17 protein-coding genes and 1 pseudogene are annotated in these 20,479 nt (G+C 57.8%); 8 read left to right on the top strand and 10 right to left on the bottom strand.

Going from position 1 to position 20,479, the window contains the following annotated elements:
• Positions 1-77: 77 nt before the first annotated feature.
• Positions 78-437, bottom strand: coding sequence for an FKBP-type peptidyl-prolyl cis-trans isomerase (locus AC06DS_RS05045; RefSeq protein ID WP_293792124.1), 360 nt, complete (start codon positions 435-437; stop codon positions 78-80).
• A 130-nt stretch (positions 438-567) separates the two neighbouring features.
• A complete protein-coding gene (locus AC06DS_RS05040) occupies positions 568-1,845 on the bottom strand; it encodes a citrate synthase (protein ID WP_477101160.1) in 1,278 nt (425 codons plus the stop codon).
• A 427-nt stretch (positions 1,846-2,272) separates the two neighbouring features.
• Here AC06DS_RS05040 and serC point away from each other — a divergent pair, with 427 nt between their 5' ends.
• From serC to AC06DS_RS05025, 3 genes are all read left to right on the top strand, one after another.
• Entirely contained in the window at positions 2,273-3,430 is a 1,158-nt protein-coding gene (gene serC / locus AC06DS_RS05035) for a phosphoserine transaminase (protein ID WP_293792130.1), read from the top strand.
• 111 nt (positions 3,431-3,541) lie between these two features.
• Positions 3,542-4,774: a septation protein SepH gene (sepH, locus tag AC06DS_RS05030; protein ID WP_477101159.1), complete on the top strand. Its 1,233-nt coding sequence runs from the start codon at positions 3,542-3,544 to the stop codon at positions 4,772-4,774.
• Between the two features lie 21 nt (positions 4,775-4,795).
• Positions 4,796-5,710, top strand: coding sequence for a DUF6928 family protein (locus AC06DS_RS05025; protein WP_473964035.1), 915 nt, complete (start codon positions 4,796-4,798; stop codon positions 5,708-5,710).
• On the opposite strand, the gene AC06DS_RS05020 is transcribed toward AC06DS_RS05025, so the two are convergent.
• The 3 genes from AC06DS_RS05020 to AC06DS_RS05010 all read right to left on the bottom strand — a co-directional run bounded on the left by AC06DS_RS05020 (position 5,707) and on the right by AC06DS_RS05010 (position 9,051).
• Positions 5,707-6,606 carry a TrmH family RNA methyltransferase gene (locus AC06DS_RS05020; RefSeq protein WP_293792136.1) on the bottom strand — a complete coding sequence of 300 codons (900 nt, stop codon included), beginning with the start codon at positions 6,604-6,606 and terminating at the stop codon, positions 5,707-5,709. The two genes, AC06DS_RS05025 and AC06DS_RS05020, sit on opposite strands and share 4 nt — an antisense overlap.
• 4 nt (positions 6,607-6,610) lie before the next feature.
• The gene (locus AC06DS_RS05015) at positions 6,611-8,119 is read right to left on the bottom strand and encodes an NCS2 family permease (RefSeq protein WP_293792138.1); all 1,509 of its coding nucleotides are present in this window, start codon (positions 8,117-8,119) and stop codon (positions 6,611-6,613) included.
• A 188-nt stretch (positions 8,120-8,307) separates the two neighbouring features.
• The gene (locus AC06DS_RS05010; RefSeq protein ID WP_477101182.1) at positions 8,308-9,051 is read right to left on the bottom strand and encodes a DUF3027 domain-containing protein; all 744 of its coding nucleotides are present in this window, start codon (positions 9,049-9,051) and stop codon (positions 8,308-8,310) included.
• 39 nt (positions 9,052-9,090) lie between these two features.
• Between AC06DS_RS05010 and AC06DS_RS05005 the strand changes: the two genes are divergently transcribed.
• Both AC06DS_RS05005 and AC06DS_RS05000 read left to right on the top strand, forming a co-directional pair.
• Positions 9,091-9,972, top strand: a complete 882-nt coding sequence (locus AC06DS_RS05005) for a glutaminyl-peptide cyclotransferase (protein ID WP_477101158.1) — start codon at positions 9,091-9,093, stop codon at positions 9,970-9,972.
• Positions 9,973-10,037: 65 nt separating this feature from the next.
• A complete protein-coding gene (locus AC06DS_RS05000) occupies positions 10,038-10,631 on the top strand; it encodes a DUF2771 domain-containing protein (protein WP_477101157.1) in 594 nt (197 codons plus the stop codon).
• Positions 10,632-10,701: 70 nt separating this feature from the next.
• On the opposite strand, the gene AC06DS_RS04995 is transcribed toward AC06DS_RS05000, so the two are convergent.
• Positions 10,702-11,085, bottom strand: a complete 384-nt coding sequence (locus AC06DS_RS04995; protein ID WP_293792142.1) for a cold-shock protein — start codon at positions 11,083-11,085, stop codon at positions 10,702-10,704.
• A gap of 378 nt (positions 11,086-11,463) precedes the next feature.
• Between AC06DS_RS04995 and AC06DS_RS04990 the strand changes: the two genes are divergently transcribed.
• Positions 11,464-12,102, top strand: coding sequence for a resuscitation-promoting factor Rpf1 domain-containing protein (locus AC06DS_RS04990; protein WP_477101156.1), 639 nt, complete (start codon positions 11,464-11,466; stop codon positions 12,100-12,102).
• Positions 12,103-12,273: 171 nt separating this feature from the next.
• Here the strand turns inward: AC06DS_RS04990 and AC06DS_RS04985 are convergent, their stop codons facing one another.
• Positions 12,274-12,462 (bottom strand): hypothetical protein, encoded by a 189-nt coding sequence (locus AC06DS_RS04985; RefSeq protein WP_293792145.1) that lies wholly within the window; start codon positions 12,460-12,462, stop codon positions 12,274-12,276.
• Positions 12,463-12,589: 127 nt separating this feature from the next.
• Between AC06DS_RS04985 and AC06DS_RS04980 the strand changes: the two genes are divergently transcribed.
• Together AC06DS_RS04980 and AC06DS_RS04975 are read left to right on the top strand one after the other, a co-directional pair.
• Positions 12,590-15,109 (top strand): helicase-associated domain-containing protein, encoded by a 2,520-nt coding sequence (locus AC06DS_RS04980; RefSeq protein WP_477101155.1) that lies wholly within the window; start codon positions 12,590-12,592, stop codon positions 15,107-15,109.
• Positions 15,110-15,220: 111 nt separating this feature from the next.
• A pseudogene (locus AC06DS_RS04975) lies at positions 15,221-16,292 on the top strand (helicase-associated domain-containing protein); the annotation flags it as partial.
• A 526-nt stretch (positions 16,293-16,818) separates the two neighbouring features.
• Here the strand turns inward: AC06DS_RS04975 and pbp2m are convergent.
• From pbp2m to AC06DS_RS04960, 3 genes are all read right to left on the bottom strand, one after another.
• A complete protein-coding gene (pbp2m, locus tag AC06DS_RS04970) occupies positions 16,819-18,600 on the bottom strand; it encodes a penicillin-binding protein PBP2M (RefSeq protein WP_016421369.1) in 1,782 nt (593 codons plus the stop codon).
• Positions 18,601-18,713: 113 nt separating this feature from the next.
• Positions 18,714-19,544, bottom strand: coding sequence for a serine hydrolase (locus AC06DS_RS04965; protein ID WP_034987125.1), 831 nt, complete (start codon positions 19,542-19,544; stop codon positions 18,714-18,716).
• The gene (locus tag AC06DS_RS04960; RefSeq protein ID WP_434820004.1) at positions 19,541-20,401 is read right to left on the bottom strand and encodes a LysR family transcriptional regulator; all 861 of its coding nucleotides are present in this window, start codon (positions 20,399-20,401) and stop codon (positions 19,541-19,543) included. Before AC06DS_RS04960 ends, AC06DS_RS04965 begins: the two co-directional genes overlap by 4 nt.
• Between the last annotated feature and the right edge of the window lie 78 nt (positions 20,402-20,479).

The following is a 20,479-nucleotide window of genomic DNA, read 5'->3' as shown; positions in this document are numbered from 1 at the left end:
CCGCTCTAAATGCGCAACGCAAAGGCGCCTGCCAGAAGCAGGCGCCTTTGCTTGCACTCTCGTCCTCTACTGCACTGCTAGTTCACTGCAATCAAGTCGATGATGTAAACCAGTGTGCGGCCAGATAGATCCTGCCCCAGCTCGGCCGGACCATAAGCCTTCTCCGGGGGGATGGTCAGCTTACGGCGACCGCCAGCGCGCATGCCAGGGATTCCTTCCTGCCAACCGACAATCAGGCCAGATAACGGGAACTCTAAAGATCCACCACGATCCCAGGAAGAGTCGAACTCCTCGCCAGTATCAAAGTCGACACCCACGTAGTGAACCTCCACCATGCCACCCGCTACGGCCTCAGCACCATCGCCGATCATCAGATCTTCCACCACCAGATCTTGCGGGGCGGGACCAGCTGGGAGGTCGATGTGCGGTTTACTCATGGGAAGTCTCCTTAGATAATGATCGCTTCTCGAACCTTCACCCTAGCAAAACGCGAAACACCCCCTCGGGGGATACGCTTTGCGTAACCAGCCCGAGGGGGCGGCGTCACTCAGAAAAGAACAGAAGTTCTTAGAGCTTGCGCTCGCCTTCGCCAGTGTAGATCTGGCGCGGGCGGTTGATCTTCGCGGTCGGGTCGTTGACCTGCTCCAGGTAGTGAGCGATCCAGCCCGGCAGGCGCCCCATGGCGAACAGGACGGTGAAGAAGTCCGTCGGGAAGCCCATTGCACGGTAGATCAGGCCGGTGTAGAAGTCCACGTTCGGGTAGAGCTTACGGTCGATGAAGTAATCGTCGGCCAGGGCGATCTCTTCCAGCTTCATAGCCAGATCCAGCAGGTGATCGCCACCCAGGTGCTCCAGGATCTCGTGTGCGGACTCCTTGACGATGGCCGCGCGCGGATCGTAGTTCTTGTATACGCGGTGGCCGAAGCCCATCAGCTTCACGCCCAGCTCCTTGTTCTTCACGCGGTTCATGAACTCAGTAGCGTCGCCGCCGTTAGCGTGGATCTCCTCCAGCATCTCCAGAACAGCCTGGTTAGCGCCGCCATGCAGCGGGCCGGACAGGGCGTTGATACCCGCGGCGATGGAGACGAACATGTTGGCCTGGGAGGAACCAACCATGCGGACGGTGGAGGTGGAGCAGTTCTGCTCGTGGTCAGCGTGCAGGATCAGCAGCTTGTCCAGCGCGCGGGTAACTACTGGGTCATCCTCGAACGGCTCGGTCGGGTAACCGAACATCTGGCGCAGGAAGTTCTGGCGCGCGTTCATGGAGTTGTCCGGGTACATGTACGGCTTACCCTTGGACGCGCGGTAAGCGTACGCAGCCAGCATCGGCACCTTCGCCATCAGGCGGTAGGTGTTCAGCTTCTGGTGCTCCGGATCCAGCGGGTTCAGGGAATCCTGGTAGTAGGTGGACAGGATGTTCAGGGAGGAAGCCAGGACGCTCATCGGGTGTGCGTCACGCGGGAAGACGCGGAACTGAGCCTTGAAGTCCTCATCCAGCAGGGTGTGGTTGCGGATGTTGGTGTTGAATTCCTCAGCCTGCTCCTTGTTCGGCAGCTCGCCGTTAATCAGCAGGTAGGAAACCTCGTTGAAGGTGGCGTTGTTGGCCAGGTCTGCGATGTCGTAACCGCGGTAACGCAGGATGCCGTTTGCACCATCAATGTAGGTGATGGCGGACTTGGTGGAACCGGTGTTGACGTAACCGGGGTCCAGGGTGGTCAAGCCGGTCTCTGCCAGCATCTTGCCCAGTGCCACACCGTCGTTGCCTTCGGTGGCGTGGACAATGTCCATTTCGTACTCTCCACCCGGGTAGTGGAGAACGGCCTTGTCCTGATTATCAGTAGCCATTGACATCCCTTTCTGAAATGTTCACGTGCCTGCCCGCAGCGATAGTTAAGCGATTGCTTCGATAAAAGCTTGCGCCGGAACCGTTGGAGCGGAACACAGATTCACGGTTTCACTTAAAAATTGTAGCCGCTTTAGGGCTTCCCCGTATGGCATTGCTTGCATGGCTTAGCCCTCGGGGGGATACGGCACACTGTAACGCTTGTGTGACCCACATGACAGTTTGACAGTCGTGAGCGGGGGTACTCCCGCCGTCAAACTCCGCAATTCTTATATTTTTGGCACCTTTTGGCCAAGTAGAGCTCGCGACGGTCTACCCTGTTAAGGCAAGCACACCTACTAGGTAAAACCCGTACTAGGTAAAACACCTTCTAGGTAAAACGCTGCCCCGCATTAATCAAGCGAATCACCTGAGCGATCTGAGGGAGTCATGAACGCATCTGCCAACGACCAGAACACCTTGCCCACCATTCCCGCGGAGTTCATCCCCGCTGACGGCCGCTTCGGCTGTGGCCCGTCGAAGGTTCGCCCCGCCCAGCTGCAAGCGATCCAGGACAACGCCGCGATCTTGGGCACCTCCCACCGCCAGGCTGGCGTCAAGGACGTCGTTGGATCTGTACGCGAGGGACTTTCGCAGCTGTTTAACCTGCCTGAAGGCTACGAGATTGTCCTATCTCTCGGTGGCGCCACTGCTTTCTGGGACGCAGCCTCGTTCGGCCTGATCCGCAATAAGTCCGCTCACCTGACCTATGGCGAGTTCTCCTCGAAGTTCGCCAGCGTCTCCAAGAAGGCTCCGTGGCTTGACGAGCCGCAGATCGTTGCCGGCGATCCGGGTACCGCCCCTGCACCGAGCCAGCTGGACGGCACCGATGCAGACCTGATTGGTTGGGCTCACAACGAGACCTCCACTGGCGCCATGGTGCCGGTAACCCGCCCGCAGGCTGCGTCCAACGACACCCTGGTTGCCATCGATGCCACCTCTGGCGCTGGCGGCCTGCCTGTCGACATGAATGAGGCTGATGTCTACTACTTCAGCCCGCAGAAGTGCTTTGCTTCCGACGGAGGCCTGTGGCTGGCGGCTTTCTCCCCTGCTGCCCTGGAGCGTGTCGAAGAGATCGCTGCTTCCGATCGCTACATCCCGGCCTTCCTGGATCTGAAGACCGCCGTGGATAACTCCCGCAAGAACCAGACCTATAACACCCCGGCAGTCGCTACCCTGCTAATGCTGGATGACCAGGTGAAGTGGATGAACGCCAATGGTGGTCTAGACGGCATGGTTGCCCGCACCACCGAGTCCTCCCAGACCCTGTACAGCTGGGCAGAGTCCCGTGCAGAGGCTACCCCGTTTGTCCAGGATGCGGATTCCCGTTCCCTCGTCGTCGGCACCATCGACTTCGACGAGAACATCGATGCGGCAAGGATCGCAAAGATCCTGCGTTCCAACGGAATCCTCGATACCGAGCCTTACCGCAAGCTGGGGCGTAACCAGCTGCGCATCGGCATGTTCCCGGCGATCGACCCGGAGGACATCAAGAAGCTCACCGGTGCCATCGACTTCATCCTCGATGGCGGCCACTCAGCCAAGTAATTCTCTGTAGCTCCTTTTCTTCTCCACCCTCCAACTGTGCTTTAAGTATGGTTGGAGGGTGATGTTAATAACACAGCCGTCATTTGCTGCATCACCCGTCAGGAGGCCACGTTGCAAGAGCTGAAATTTGTCGTCGCCGATAGCGATGCCTCGTCACTCGTGCTACGCGCCGTTGACCCCGCCGTCGGCGGCCCAATCGCCGAATACTTTTTGCCTGTCACCGATGAGCTACGCGCTTTTCTTAGTGACGCCCCCACGTCCAGCGCTAATAGCTTGAACCAGGCTAGGCTTTCCGACACTGCGGATGGAGAGGAAGTACCCACGCGCGAAGCGGCCTCAACCGATGCAGATGACGTTCCTGCCTCGACTGCTGCAGCTGAGTCTTCCACGGACACTTCTGCCAACTCTCCCGTTGACGCGGCGGACGCAACAGATACAGCTTCCACCGGTACTGCACCCGCTGCGACGGGCGCTGATAAGGGAGATGAGGAAGCGGAGGAGACCGAGGTGGCGTCGCTGTTCCAGGGGCGCTCTCGAGAACGCACGCAGGAACGCGGCAAGCACCGCTCTAACGCACGACCACATCGCACGAAGATTGGGATGTCTCCACGTGTGATCCAAGATCGCATCCGCCGTGGCGCGACCGTCGCCGAGTTGGCAGACGAGGCCGATACGGATGAATCGCGCATCGAGCCCTATGCATGGCCGATCCTGCAAGAGCGCTCGCGCATCGCCGAGCTTGCGCATGCTGCACTCCCGGTCAACGGCGATGGCGTGTCGAACCAGCCGTTGTGGGAGGTTCTGGCTACCGCGCTCGCAGCCCATGGCGAGGCTCTTTCCGACGCCGAGTGGGACGCATTCCAGAACGATTCAAAGCAGTGGATCGTCACCGTGAGCTGGGAAAAGGATTCCGCCGGGCGCACCGCAGCGCACACCGCAGAATTCATGATGGAGCTTCGTGGGTCGGAGAAGGCTCTGGCTCACCCGCACAACAGCATCGCGGGAGATCTGGTGAACCCGCGCTACGGACAGCCTGTACGCAGCGTCTCCCCAGTGACTCCCCTCCTGCACCCCACCCAAGGTCAGGGCGCAAACAATTGGCAGGACGAGGCAGCACGGCGGGAGGAATTCACCCACTCCGCCGATGATGGTGCCACCGGGGCGGAAACCACTCCCCCCGCTGTACACGGTTCCCCTGCAGACCGAGACGACCGGGGAGATAATGAATTCTTAATACACCCTGACGCAAAGTCTGCGAAGCCTAAGCGGAAGCGCAAGGCCGTCACTCCTCACTGGGAGGACGTCCTGCTGGGTGTGCGTACCAATCCCAAGAAGAAGAACTAGGCGATAGAAGGAGCCACAGCTGTGACCCTGGTGACTTTATGGTTTGTTAATGAGGCCAACCCCAGCACCGTAATGCACCAGGAGCATAAGGTCGATCGCGGTTTTGCCCGCAAGTACCTGGCACAGCTGAACCCTGCCTGGCCGTTAACTCACATCGGCGACTTTGACATGACGCGCAGTGCCACTCCTGGCCCTGACGAGTTCTATATCGGTGGCTACCCGGGACTCTCCGTGGTACAGACGGTGATCCCGGATCTACGGAAACTCTCTGAGCTGCCGGAGCGCTATCGCACACTTGTCAGCGCGGCCGACGTGTACGCCTCGTGCGTAGTGGCAGACCCGGAGACCGCCGCCTCGACAAAACCAGGTGACGGAGGGGATCCGGCTTCTAAGGAGGTCAACGAAACCTTCGGCGGCTTCGCACACTGGGCCGGAGGCACGCTCAAGCGCTCTTTCTGCGCGACCCGCGAGACGGTGTTTGAGGATATTGGCCTGCCGGGTGAGTTTGAGTCCGAGTTCTGGGCTGGCACTACTGAAGCACACGGTATCCAACTTCCGTTTATCCCGGCAGAGCTGGCCACCGCCGCCATCGAATCCTGGCTTGGCTTTTCCATTTCTGGCGCCGGTCCGGCGCTGCCGGTTGCAGCTTTCGCGGTAGACGGACGACCGGAGGCTAAGTCCTCCGAATACGATGGTCTCACCCACGGTCGCTCCACTCCCGAGGACAAGGTTTCCGTGTACGACGATGAGCAGGGCTACGACGATTATGCTGCCCCGTCGCACGAGTCTGAGCCGAGCAGTGCAGAGGTAGCCAAGAACGTACTGAATTCCCTTAGCCGTGGCGCTCGCAAGGGTATTAGCGCTGGCGTGCAGGGGCTTCGCGGGATGTCGAAGAAGCTGGGTGAAGAAGTGCGCCGCCGCAGCCGCGGAAACTAGCGCACAGCCTCGTAGAACGCGATGGCCGCGGCCGTCGCCACATTGAGCGAATCGGTTCCCCTCGCCATTGGAATGCTCGCGCGCACATCCGCCGCACGCATGGCGTGCTCGGTCAGGCCGGGGCCTTCTGCGCCGACCATCACCGCCACCTTCTTTCCCTTCTCACGGGCAGATTCGGTGGCCTCCCGCAAAGTAGTATTCCCCGCTGGGGTCAGAGCCACGACCTCGTAGTCGCGCTTTCGCAACATCTCCAGGTCTCGCTGCCAAGTAGTGGTAGTACCAGGGAATTTTGCCCATGGCAGTCGCAGCACGTGCCCCATCGAAACGCGCACACTGCGGCGGTACAGGGGATCGGCGGTAGCAGCGCCGAACAGGACGGCATCCACTCCCAGCCCCGCGGCGTTGCGGAAGATCGACCCGATATTCTCGTGATCCCCCACACCTTCCAGCACCGCAATCACACCGCTGGATTCTGGAGCATTCTCCACCTGCTCCAGTACCGCTTCCACAGCGCTCACGCCATCGGCGGCGTAATCTCCCCCGTCTGTTCTCGATTCCGTGGAGGGAAGCCGATCTGCCGAGGCAACCAGGCCTCGGTGCATATCGAAGCCCGCAACCTCTTTGAGCACTTCGCGGGACACCTCATAGACGGAGAATTTGGCGTCAACACTAGAAAGAGCGCAAGAAAGCTCGGCCTCGATCGCCCGAAGCTTCCCCGGGAACCCCACAACCGCGCGAGTCGGGTACGGGCTGGCGAGCAGTCGGGGAACGACGAGGGTACCCTCGGCAATGATTAGCTGCTCACCAGACTTTTTATCGGAAGCATTGAGGTTCCGAAAATCGTCCAAGCGCGGATCGGCGGGATCAACAATTCGGATGGGCTCAAGCTCAGGCATTGTTCTAGCCTCGCAGCATGTCCATTACAGGGTCTGCGGCAAAGTACACCACGAACATGATGGCCACGAGGTACAGCAGCGGGTGCACCTTCTTCGCACGACCCCCAACCACGGCCATCAAAACGTAGGTAATGAAGCCCACGCCGATGCCGTTGGCGATGGAGTAGGTAAATGGCATAACGATAATCGTCAAGAAAGCCGGCAGAGCGACATCGAAACGGGCGAAGTCGATGTCCTTAATCTGTGCCATCATCATCGCACCGACGATCACCAGAACCGGAGCAGCAGCCTCAATCGGCACGATCTCGTACAGCGGGGTAAGGAACATCGCCAGGATGAACAGCAGGCCGGTCACCACATTGGCTAGGCCGGTGCGTGCACCGTCACCGATACCAGCAGCCGAGTCCACGTACACGGTGTTCGAGGAGCCGGACACCGCACCACCGACAACCGCACCGGCACCCTCGACGATCAGAGCAGTGCGCAGGTTAGGCAGGCGCCCCTCTTCGTCCGCAAGCTTGGCCTGCTTGCCCAGGGCAGTCATTGTGCCCATTGCATCGAAGAAGTTGGCTAGCACCAGGGTGAAGATCAGCATGCAGGCGGCCAGAACACCTACGCGGGAAAAAGCTCCAAACAAGTCCACAGCACCGACCAGTGAAAGATCCGGCACGCCACCCAAAGAATCTGGCCCCTGCGGAACTGCTAAGTTCCACCCCTTCGGGTTGGGCTCGCCTTCGACGAAGGACGGGCCGGTGTGGGTCACAGCCTCCACGATCATCGCGATAATAGTGTTGGCGACGATACCGATAAACAGGCCACCGCGAACCTGGCGAACTACCAGAGTGCCGCAGATAAACAGCCCCAGAATGAATACGAGCGTCGGCCAGGAAGCAATGGAACCATTAATGCCCAACCCGACGGGGACCGTGGTACCCGCAGCATCTGGAACACGGCGAACAAAGCCAGAGTCGACCAGGCCGATCAAAGCAATAAACAGACCGATACCCACACCGATCGCGGACTTCAACGAGGCGGGAATGGAGTTAAACACCGCTTCACGAAAGCCCGAGACAGCCAGCAGCACAATGACGATACCGTCGATGACAACCAAGCCCATGGCCTCTGGCCAGGTCAGCCCCTCCGTACCGACGAAGGTCACCGCCACTAGGGTATTGATACCCAGTCCTGCAGCAATGCCGAAGGGGTATCGAGCAATAATGCCGAAAGCGATGGTCATCACGCCTGCTGCCAAGGCGGTCACGGCGGCCACACGAGCGGTACCGAGCTCGTCACCATTGATGTCTGCGCTGGTTCCCAGGATCAGCGGGTTCAAAATGATGATGTAGGCCATCGCGAAGAACGTGACCACGCCACCACGGATCTCAGTGCCTACCGTCGACTGGCGTTCCGAGATGTGGAAGTAACGGTCTAGAAAGCCACGAGTTTGGGTTTCGCGGGCCGCTGATTCCTCTGTTTTGTCTTTGCCGGCCTTTGTGGCCCGTGCATCTGCCATGTGGGATTCTCCCCTACCTGTACGAACTGTTCGTGGCTACTACCCCTTCATCAGAAACGTAGGCAGACACCACAATATGAAACGACAAGTAATAAGTAACCACCCCGCAGGGCATTTATGCAACTATTAGGCGCCCCCTGGGCGGCTCTGCGCCGTCGGCGCCTTTGGGCGGCTCTGCGCCACCGGCGCTACTCAAAGCGGGAAAGTCCCTCATCGACATATACGCCGTACCTATTGGTGCCCTCTCCAAGTTCCTCACCAATGGATTCCTCCACCGTGGCCGAGTGCGCGCCGCAGCCGTAATCTTCCTGCACCACCCGCCCGTCGGCGGAAAACTCGTTGGTACATACCCCAATGCCGTTTTCTACGTCGTCGATAGGAAGGTAAAACGCGCAGGTTTCACACTGCAATTCCGCCTGCTTCGCAAACTCAGAGCGCGGCCCATACTCGCCCTCGCGCCATCTCTTGCGAGCTTGTCGGAGTCCGAGGTGCGACAAAGTGTTACCGGCTCGCGGGTTGCGCAAGAAACCATCGCCATCCTGCAGTTTCGCCCATGGCGTGAGCCGTTCGTCGTCGCGGCGCGGCGGCATTGTATCGCCCGGCCCTAAGTCACCTGGCTGCACGCGATCCTCGTATGGCACCCATTCAGGCGCTAGTGCAGCGTGCTCGCCTGCTTGCAGGCTGACCTCATTGATCGTCAAGACCCCACTGCCCGGCACCGTCACCAGCACCACAACCCATTCCCAACCTCGGTAACCAGGCACCTGGCTAGCAAAGCGGTAAATCCCCAACCCTTCGCCGTCCGTCGCGATGCCGAGTGCCTTCCCCACCTCGTCGCCGCCAACTTCCTCCACTGCGGCGCGGGCTAGCTCCCTCGCCTCTGCAGAAAAAAGTATCGGATCTGCCTTAGTCTTCTTACTCACCTGAACCATTATGCCTGCCAGCTTCTCGCCGTGATGCATGATGGTTGCATGTTCTCTTATCGACGCCACCCTCACGCATCTATCCGCCAGCACTATAAGGGGCGCACAGCAGCCCACCTCGCCGCAGCTGTTAGCGCAATGGCCCTGGCTTGTGCGCTGACCGCGTGCGCGGAGGACGATGGGGCGTCACCAGTAAAGAAGGGTGCGACGGCGGAGGAATATAACGATGCGCCGATGCTCGAGGCAAAGGTAGATGAAGTACATCCCTGGGATAAAGCGGCATTTACCCAGGGGCTGGAAGCTAGCGACGATAGGCGATTGCTGGTTGGCACCGGGCTCCACGGGGAGTCGCAGATCTACTACACGAGCCTCGCCGGAGATAAGTCTGACGAACAAAAGCTGGATAAGGAATTGTTCGGCGAAGGGGTGACTATCCATGGCGATACGGTGTGGCAGTTGACATGGAAGGAACACACGGCGATTAAGCGCGATGCACGCACGCTCGAAGAGATCAGCCGCGCCGATTACGAGACCGAGGGGTGGGGGCTGTGCTCGCAGCAGGATCGGCTGGTCATGAGTGATGGGTCGGGAACGTTAACGTTCCGCGATCCAGAGTCTTTCGAAAAGACTGGCTCCGTTGATGTAACAGGCACCGATCAACTCAATGAGCTCGAATGCACTGCAGATGGCATGGTGTGGGCGAATGTGTGGCAAACCGACAAGATTTTGGAGATAGACCCGGAGAGCGGGAAGGTTACGCATGTCGTGGACACAGCTGGGCTATTCCCAGCAGCACAGCAGGACGGAGCGGATGTTTTGAACGGTATCGCGACTGTCCCAGGAAGTTCCCCCGAGGATCGTCGCTTTTATCTCACGGGCAAGCTGTGGGATGAAATGTACGAGGTGAGTTTTGCAGAGCCGCAGGGCTAATAGTGCTGGTATCTAGCACGGGCTAGTAAGAAGAAGTTAACGACGGTGAATTAGGATCGAGAAGCGTGAGCGAGCAAGAGAAAAACGACCCGAAGACCTCCGCTAAGCCTGCGCCGAAGCTATCAAAGAAGCAGCAGCGCAAGCGTGCACAGCGCAAGCAGCTGCTGACAATGGGCGCCATCGTGTTGTTAGTGGTGGTGGTTATCGGCGGTGTGCTGCTCTATAACCGCTGGCAGGACGGAAAGGTTGAAACCTTGCCGCAGGATCAGCGCATCACCGCCGTCGTCGACGGCAAGGAGCAGGAGATCGCGCCTTATTCGGTTTGTGAACTAGACGATCGTGACTGCAAGCCCTCAGAGCCCCACAAGCTGGAGGTTGGCGATGCCAAGGAAGTCACTCTCAAGTTGCCGGAGGATGTATACAACCACGATTGGTCGCTACTGCAGATTTTCGATGACCCGGGGGCAAATCAGGACAACTACTACAAGGGGGACGAACGTCAGGAAGTTACGCTGAAGATCGAAGCGGATGTGAAGTCTAAGGACGGCAGCACTCCGAAGTTGAAGGTTCTGGAGCTCCACTCCATGCTGATCGGGCTGGACGACAACGACGAACAAACCCCCTACGCAACTATCTGGTCGATCGAGATCGCCCAGTAGCTTCCCTAAAAAAGGGACGCGCAGGGGGTTTAAAAAACTAAGGGCTGGGAGGGGGCTATAGCCCGGCTCTCTAGCTATCGAGCTCCCGAGCAATGGTGCGCAGGATTTCCGCCACCTGGCGAGCTTCCTTACGCTCCGGACGGCGGCCGGACTGCAGCACTGGCAGCACACTGTTATCTAGCAGTGTGATCGTATCCTGCACCATCTGCTGAAGCTGTTCTGCATCGTACTTGTGCTGTGCACGGCGAGGACCATTGTCCAACACCGTCATAGTGTGAACCTGAGGTCCACGACGACCGGCGATGAACTCGTACTCAATGCGCTGGCCCTTGACTAGTTCGGTGACGCCGTCGGGCAGCACCTGGGAACCGACGTACACGTCCTCGTCCCCAGGGTTGCTCACGAAGCCGTAGCCGCGGTCTGCGTCGTACCACTTCACTTTTCCGGTTGGCATGGGATCACCCTATTTCCTTTGAATCATTAACAGAATGACCTAGATTAGCCACATTGACGAGGCAGAGCAAATCTCAACAATCACATCCGTTACATCACTAGTGTGAAATGCATCACATTACGAAAGTGTAACGATTTAATCTAGATCCGGTAACTTCCAGGTCAGATCGGGTTTCAATCAACAACCTTAACGTTACATAAAATTTCAATCTTGTCGAAAACGTGACACAAACGTGACAAACCAGTACCGTAGCCCATGACCTTAAGGCGAACGGGCACACTGCTCGACGTCAGAACACTAGAAAGTTCTCGACTTTCAAGAGACAACGAAACAAAAGGTGCCACACAAGGAAGGCACCCGAAGGGAAACTCAGCGAAAATGGCACGTCACGCAAAGACCAGCTCTTTCTCCACCGCAGCACGTCTGTCCGTCGCAGGCGTTGCAGTTGCAGCATCCTCCGCTCTGCTGGCACCGACCGCTTCCGCAGCTCCGGATTCCGACTGGGATCGCCTGGCTCAGTGTGAGGCTGGCGGCAACTGGTCCATCAACACCGGCAACGGTTTCCACGGTGGCCTGCAGTTCAGCCCGTCCACCTGGGCTGCTTACGGCGGCAAGCAGTACGCACCGTACGCATACCAGGCAACCCGTGAGCAGCAGATCGCCGTTGCAGAGCGCGTTCTGGCTGGCCAGGGTTGGGGCGCATGGCCGGCTTGCTCCGCCAAGCTGGGTCTGAACTCCAAGCCGACCCCGCGCAACGCTGCTGCTAAGCCAAAGGCTAAGCCGAAGGCAAAGCCGGCTGCACCGGCTCCGGTTGTAAAGAAGGCCATCAAGGACCTGTCCCGCAATTCCAATACTCTGGCTGTTGACAAGTTCTACGATGCGCTGGTGAAGCGCATCGAGAGCATGGGCTTCTCCGTACCGAAGGAAGTCTCTGACTACTACAACGCCAACAAGAAGTCCCTGAACCACACCTACAAGAAGTACTCCGCTCAGCTGCAGGTCGTTCTGCCTCACTAAGAGCACATAGCTTTACCGGGTCGGCGTACCTTCGCGCGGACCCGGTTTTTCATGCGCACTGTAATGGCGCGCAACATTCACCCCCGCCCCACTCACCTCCCTCATTACCAGCACAAAGCAAAAGGTGGCGCGCCTCTCCGACTAGGGAGGCGCGCCACCTTTTAGATTCAGTTACTTGTTAATAACCGTGAACGAGTGCACGTACGGAAGCTCGGAAGCATCGACGGGGAACTCGATGTCACCGTAGGGGCTCAAAGCGCCCGCGGATTCAGCCACCAGCTCGGTAACAGCGTGGTGACCCTCTGGAATATCGGTCGGCCAGCCTGCGTCGACATAGCCCTTCTTCTCAACGTTAGCCATAGTTGTATCTTTGCACATCATGGCGCAAAAGGACACACGAAGTGGCAATTCCTACCCCACGGCGCCCACCCTCCGCGTCTACCGTTCAACGCAAGTCATTCCTCATTCGCGCTAAAATTGAGCGATTATGCACCCCAACTCCGCGAACTCCAACACCGAAGGTGCCTCCACCGTCCCCGCCCCAAACGGGTTCCCGTCATACGGAGACTGGCTATTTGCCCAGACGGATGAGGCTCTCGCGGATCTGCTCACCCGATTGCTCACCTCCAACCCCACTACCTTCGTGGAGAACCTCACAGGGAACAGCGCTGCTCTTGATAGCCTTTCCGAAGCCGTCACCTCGAAGACCAAGCATCATGCGGATGCATACGGCGATGCCCCTGACCCTGCACTAATCCACCTGACAGCTCTTGAGCTGGCCGTCTGCCACGCGGCCTGCGAACTGGACGCTGTCCATCACCCTTGCACCGTTGCCGAGATCAAAGAAACACTCACCGAACTCTTCGATATAGCCAACACCCCTACTCCAAACCGCCCAACGGATCACGACGTTCGCGCAGCGATACAGTCTTTGTGCACCTGGGGATTAGTTTTTGGCCCAGACTTGTCTCTGCCGGCTCCTGCTGTGCCCGGCGCGGATACAAAGCTCAAGGTTCCACCCCACCTGCCCCGAATGTTTGAGCCTTCTACGGAGCAGCTCTGGCGCTTAGTCGATTCCACCCGCTGCCCCATTCCAACTGCGAAGCTACCCGCGGTTATCGATGAGCTGCCGGCCCGCCAACGCCGCCTCCTATCTACTTTGGCCGCAGGAGGAGGTGTGGGCCATTCAACTTCCCTACACGAGGGTGCAGACCCCTCCAAGCCGCTCCCCACCTTGGTTCGCCACGGCATCCTAGACCAGTTAGACGATACAACCGCACGGCTGACCGGCCGCGTCCAGCAACTTCTCCACGGCACCATCATCACCGACCCAGGTGGGCATTTCACTCCGATAGCTAACGAAGGCGAAGCTATCGCCAGTTCGCGAGCTGACGACGCCGGCACTGCCCAGGCCATTCAACTGATTCAGGATCTCAGCCACCTCATTGAGGATCTCGGCACCAATCCAATCATCCCGCTATCTTCCGGTGGCATCGGCACCCGCGAAATCAATAAGGTCGCTCGCAGGCGCGACGAGTCTGCCGAGAGAACCCTTCATCTGCTTACCTGGCTTATCCACGCAAACCTCCTGGGGCATGGTCGCGCCACCCCAACCCCAGTGGGTCAGCCCGCACGTGACTATTGGGCTCCCACCGAGCTCGCCCTCGATTTCCTCGAGGCCTCCCCCGCCACTGCCTGGGCAATCCTGCTAGTCGGCTGGGCCAATAGCGCCTATGCCCCCTGGTTCGTCGACGATCCTGCCGTTCGCCCCTTTGAATCCGGCACTGCTTCGCACGCCGCTCGCGGCCTGCGCCGAATCTTTCCTAGTCTCTTTACTCACTCTGCTATTGATGACGCCCCTACGCCTGAACCATCAGAACTGCACCGAGAGCTTTGGCGCGTGCGACCCGGCGAGGCCTGGCGAACGACCCCCACCGCTTGGGATGCGGTGTGGGAGGAAGCCAAAGAAGTGGGGGTGTTGGCGTCATTAAGAAGGGACACAGTACCGACCCGGGCGATGAGCGCGCTCCGCGACGTTCTAAACAACAACATGGATCCTGTTGCGAACCTTGCCGAAGCACTTTCGGAAATCCTGCCGGCTCCCGTGGAAGAACTCATTGTCCAGGCCGATCACACGATCATGGCTCCGGGCTTGTTACGCCCCGCGGATCAGACGATGCTGGCGAGGTTCTGCGAGCAGGAATCCGGCGGCATGGCCAGCGTCTGGAGAATGTCTAAGGAATCCGTAGAGCGAGCTCTTCGAGCCGGGCTCAGCGCCGAGGATATCGAGCAATTCCTCGACGACCGCGCCCTGGGCGGAGCGGATAATGTGCCTCAAGCGTTGCGATACATGCTGCATGACGCGGAGCGGAGCCTGTCGCAGGCCACCGCTGGTGTGGCTCAGATGTACCTGAGCGTGACGGATCCCGCGGCACTGGATCGGATTCTGGCGCTGCCGGATATTGACGGGCTCCGGCTGCGCAGGATCGCACCGACAGTAGCCGTTTCCGCTGCTCAGCTTTCGTTTGTGACTGATCGTCTGGAGGCCATGGGCGTGCAATTGCGTTTGGAAGGTGGCCGGGCGCATGCCGATGCTCCTGTGCTCTCCCGGGTGGCTACGCCAACGCGGGAAGGGCTGCAGTCCGCCGACGCCGACGAGAGCGTCATCGCTGGCGCTATCGAAGGATTCCGACGCAGTCACGAGCACGCCGTTGACCTGATGAGCGGATCTATGAAAGACGTCGCGAGTGTGTCCGCAGACCCGGCGGAGAGTCAACGCGACAGAGCCCGCGTCGTCCACTCAGCCGAGGAAATCATGGCGGCTATCTCGCGGGCGTATTCCTCCGGAACGATTGTGCGAATCAGTTACGTCAATCACGAGGGCAAACAGACGAGCGACCAGGTGTCGATCGTGATGATTCGTCCCTCGACTATTGCGGTGGTTTCGGAAATCAGTGGTGAGAGCTTCACTGTGCAACCCCACCGGCTTAGCAGCGTCGAATACTAACCTCTAGGGCGGTTGCAAGAACGGGCTAACATAGTAGGTTGTCCCAAAAATGTAGCTGTGGCCTTGATCTTCGTGCCACAGCCCGAACCCGCTGTGAGGAGCATCCAGCTAGTGAGCATCGGCACCGGCCCCTTGATCGTCCAATCCGACAAAACTGTGCTGCTGGAGATCGACCACGAGCAAGCTCAAGAGGCGCGTACTGCGCTGGCACCATTCGCAGAGCTCGAGCGTGCACCCGAGCACGTGCACACCTACCGCATTACCCCGCTGGCGCTGTGGAATGCCCGTGCCGCAGGCCACGACGCGGACACAAGTCATGGATGTGCTCGAAAACTATTCGCGGTTCCCGGTTCCCCAGCCACTGCTCATTGACATTGCAGACACAATGGACCGCTACGGGCGGCTGAAACTTATCAAGCACCCGGCGCACGGGCTGGTGTTGGAAACGACGGACAGGGCCGTACTAACGGAGATCAGGCGTCATAAAAAGATCAAGCCGATGTTGGGCACAGCGATCGACGAAGACTCCGTGACTGTGCACCCTTCCGAACGTGGCAGGCTCAAGCAGGAACTGTTGAAGGTCGGCTGGCCTGCGGAGGATCTGGCGGGCTATGTCGACGGCGAAGCACATCCCATCGAACTGTCGCAGGAACACGAACAGTGGCAGCTCCGGGATTATCAGGAGATGGCTGTGGAAAGCTTCTGGGAAGGTGGCTCCGGTGTGGTCGTCCTGCCGTGCGGCGCGGGCAAGACCATGGTCGGCGCAGCCTCCATGGCCAAGGCGAAAGCCACCACCTTGATCCTGGTGACTAACACCGTCGCGGGGCGGCAATGGAAGGATGAGCTCGTGCGTCGTACCTCCCTCACCGAGGAAGAAATCGGCGAGTACTCCGGAGAAAAGAAAGAGATCCGCCCCGTTACCATTGCCACCTACCAAGTGGTGACACGCAAGTCGAAGGGCGAGTACCGGGCGCTGGAGCTGTTCGACTCCCGCGACTGGGGGCTCATTATCTACGACGAAGTACACCTGCTGCCCGCACCGGTGTTCCGAATGACTTCCGATCTGCAGTCTCGCCGCCGTCTGGGGCTCACCGCCACCCTGGTGCGCGAGGACGGCCGCGAAGGCGACGTATTCAGCCTGATCGGGCCGAAGCGCTATGACGCCCCATGGAAGGACATCGAGGCCTTCCTGGATCGCATGTCCCCCGGCGGTCTCTCGTCCGTTCCCCAGTCCCTGCGGTATTTGATTGACGACGCCACCAGGGCATTCCAGCAGGGCTCCGCCACCGAACCCCACTCGGCTCGTGTCCCGTCTCGCGTGGATACTCCCCAGCGCAACATCATGGACATCACTGGGGACTCCACCGAGATCGCCTCGGAGATCGACGGCGCCGTGGAGGGTTTTCGCCGCGCCCACGACCAGGCCATCGCCGTGGACCCGGCGGACGGCACGAAGGCCTCGGACACCCGGACCTTCCGCTCGCCGCGGGAGATCATGTCCGAGCTGCGCCGCGCCTATACCGCGGGCACACAGGTGCGCCTGCACTACGTGGACTATGCGGGTGCCACCAGCCATGACTGGATCTCCATCGTGATGATGACCCCCTCCACCATCTCCGCGGTGCTCGAATCCACCGGGGAGAGCCTCACGATCCAACCCCACCGCATCGCTGCGGTGGACGTGCCGTGCTAGAGGTTATGACGCAAGTTTATTGAATTCCAGAGAATTTCTGAACATCCGGCGAGCGAAGGAAACGCCCGGCCATTTCCACAGCTGGCTGAGAAGAATCTCCTTCGATTACAAGGGACGCAATCGCCAATTCCCCTGTCGTTCCAGCGAACCAGCCATTGGAAAGCTTGCCATCAATTTCTGCTGTACCAGTCTTTCCGCCAAGTGCACTAAGATCACTCAACGACCTAGCTGAACCGTGGTCAATTGTTGATTTCATCATCGTCCGGAGGCTTTGAATAGTTGTATCGCTGACATGCTGGTCTGCCTGTTTATTCACTACTGTCTGTTCGCCTTGAATGAGCTGTGGAGGAACAAGCAAGCCGCCGTTAGCGACAGTCGATTGCATGAGCGCAATCCCAAATGGACTAGCTAGAACCTCGCCCTGTCCAATAGAAGCCTCCACACGAGGAGGTCCAGCCGGTGTCCGCGGCACCGAACCAGTAAGTGTGGTCATCCCTGGTACGTCGAAGTCGGAGCCAATTCCGAGTTCTAAAGCAGTCCGTTGCAGATCATCTTCTCCCAAACGATCCGAAATGACCGCTTGGGTTGTGTTACATGATTGGGCGAAAGCTTCTTCCAGTCGAACGCTACCTAGATCGAAGTCATGATCGTTGGGAATCTTGCGTCCAGCGACGGTGATATTGCTAGGACAAGGTAGTTCCTCATCCATGCTGACTGCCCCTGCCTCTAGTGCCGCCGCTGTGGTCACAGTTTTGAACGTCGATCCCGGAGGGAATAGCCCGGTGAGTGCGATTGGCCCTTGGTTATTTGCCTTGTCATTTTGTGCAACGGCAAGGACACCTCCTGTTCTAGGATTGAGCACGACTAGAACTGCGGCACGTTGCTCACTGTCCACTGCTTGTTTTGCTGCGCTTTGCAGTGTGTTATCCAGAGTGGTTGCGATTGGCTGAACTCGGCGAGGCGGCTCAGAGGCTACCGTCGTCATACCTTGTGAACTCTCAGCGCGTATCGACCATCCTGAATTAGCATCGAGCACTGACTCCCAATATTTGTTCAATTCAGCATCCAGCGGAGAGTTAAGAGTTTTGGACACGCTTAAGAGACGCCCCTGCTCCACAGTGGAAATTCCCTCAAAGGTCCTAAGTTGCTCTTGTATCTTCCGGAATTCTTCCTGCCTCAAAGTGAGGAGCACGGTGTCTTCATCCTGAGACTCTCCCAAGGTCTGCTCGATCCACTCCTTAGTCGTTGTGGGAGACACTGGTGCAAAAATCTGGGCCAATTCCTGCGCTCTAGAGGCTATGTCTTTGCGACCTCGTACCTGAATAACTTTCGTCCAGGTCATATATTCATTGCCCAAGCGATCTTTAATTGGAAGATCGTACTGTTTATCTTCAGCAAAAAAGAGTGCGGAATCATCGCTCAACTGAGCTTCGAAGATCGAAGGCAACCATTGAGGCTTACCATCCTGTCCACTAAGGACGAGCCGACCATTGCTCTCCAACTCCACACCATCTTTGGACCAAGTCACATGAGTATTCTGCTTTCCATTGGAAATATCAGATTTTTCGATGTTGACCTTCACACCATGAAGTGACTGCCGAAATTCATGAAGGGCGCGCTCCGGGTCTGGATGATCCAGATACCGTGCAGCCTTGCTGTCATCTCCCGCGTTGAAAGCTTTGAGAAATACGTCTGAGTCTGATTCCCACGGTAGAGCTGAACAGCTGCTCAACATCACTGCGGAGAGCGAACAGAGTGCAATCACCGACTGACGGAAACGATTGTGCTTAGTCATCATGGGAGTGACGTTAAGTGAGACGCATTGGATGCCACCAATATCACATAATGCAATTGTCTCATTTCATTCACATATAGGCGATGGTAGAAGTGTGTATTCAAGTGGCAGAAATTCTAACGAAGAGCGTCCACGAGCAGTCTAGCCACTTCGCCAATAGCACCATCGTGAGTACTCATTGCTTGTTCTGGCACCACCTGTTTCAGCATGATGGACACCACAATGGGCTCCTCGCCCTCAACCTGGATAATCGAAGCTTCACCATGGAGAAGTCCTACAGTGCCCGTTTTTCCATAGATATCAACGCCGCTTGGAGGAAAGCCTGAAGGAACACGGTGACGCCACACCTGCAACCCCAAGAGTTCACACATAGATCGACGTACCGCTGCACTATCGTCTTTCCAAACCTGTTCCAAGTCATTAGTTATTTCCGCCAACGAAGAGACTGCAGAAAACGCTATATCTGTACTTCTCCCCCCTTGGGATTGAACATATTGACGCAATTGTTTCTCCGCCGTCACTAAGCTATTCCGATCTTGCAAGTCATAATGAGGTGGAAACCGTTTAAGAAATGCTTCTCGAGCCCACGCAGGCAGTAGACGCAAAATCTCGTGGGCGGCCACGTTATCTGACACCGATGCGACTTGTTTCATTAAGTCTCGGAGACTCACGTTCACTGCGTCATCAAAGGCAGCGAACCCATACCCTTCGTAAGTTCCTTTGGACGGTGCAACGTCAACACGAAGACGAGGATCCAGATCACCTCGTTGAATCGCTTCCAAAGTGAGGTGGAGGAGCCGGATTTTATATAAGGATGCCACCGTAATTTTCTCGTCTTGTTTGCGTCCGATAGTCACCCCATCGTGCAGTCGCGATGCACACCACCATCCCTCACACCCCGACCGCATCAACACGTTTTCCAGGGCCATCTCCATCCGTGCAGTCATTGGTTAATCCTTCGACAAATTCTTTCGGCGACCACCATGGCCTCGGCGCCATTGTCCATCCCACCTCGGCGAACCACTACATCCACGGAAAAATCGAAACGGGAAGGAAGCTCAATAGCATTGTCAAACTGGTGAAAACCGCGAAATACCAAAGACATCCCCTCCCCTCTTCCAATCAATAAGCCCCTACCTAGAGCATCCTCTGAATCATTAATTTCGCAAGACACACCCGACCGAAATAGCTCTCTCGCCAAACCACTGGCTGCACTTGAATTGTCATTCAGGTTCTCCACCAGCAGATTCAATTGAGACAAGGTCTTATCCAACCTTGAATACCCCGGCGGCACCACTAGATCACGTGACAGAGAAAACTGCCTCGCACTGCGGTGAGTACCCAAGGGAACCGGAGCTTGAACAAGCCCCGCATGAATAGCGCCTTCTTCAACACGGGCAAGAATCTCAACAGAAGGCAGTGACGACAAAACTACTCCATCATGCTGCTGTGCCTTTGCTGCAATACGCGATCCTATCTCGCTTGGAAGCGCACTACTGATGGCCAAACGAAACCCGCTTTGCGCACCACTTCGGATACCGTCAATCATCGAATGCATAGTCTGAAGATCGCGATTAATCACCCGGGCATATGGAAGCAAGGTCAACCCTGCCTCGGTTAGTTTCACTTCCCCCGCCCCTCGGATAAATAGCGGTGTACCTACACCAGCTTCTAAGCGCTTAATGGCATTGGAGACAGGCGGCTGACTCACTCCCAGTCGCGCTGCCGCCGCTGTAAAACTACCGGTCTCCGCTAAAGCCACGAAATACTGCCATTGGCGCAGATTTCCCGTCTGAGCAATCATGGGTCTCAGCATAGTGGAGCACGAGTTCGCACCACTGCAGCGTAAAATGATGTCTTTGGCTTGAGCAACACCGTCGCG

The organism is Corynebacterium sp. TUM25015 (genome assembly GCF_056393505.1).
This window is presented reverse-complemented; position numbering and strand designations above follow the sequence as displayed.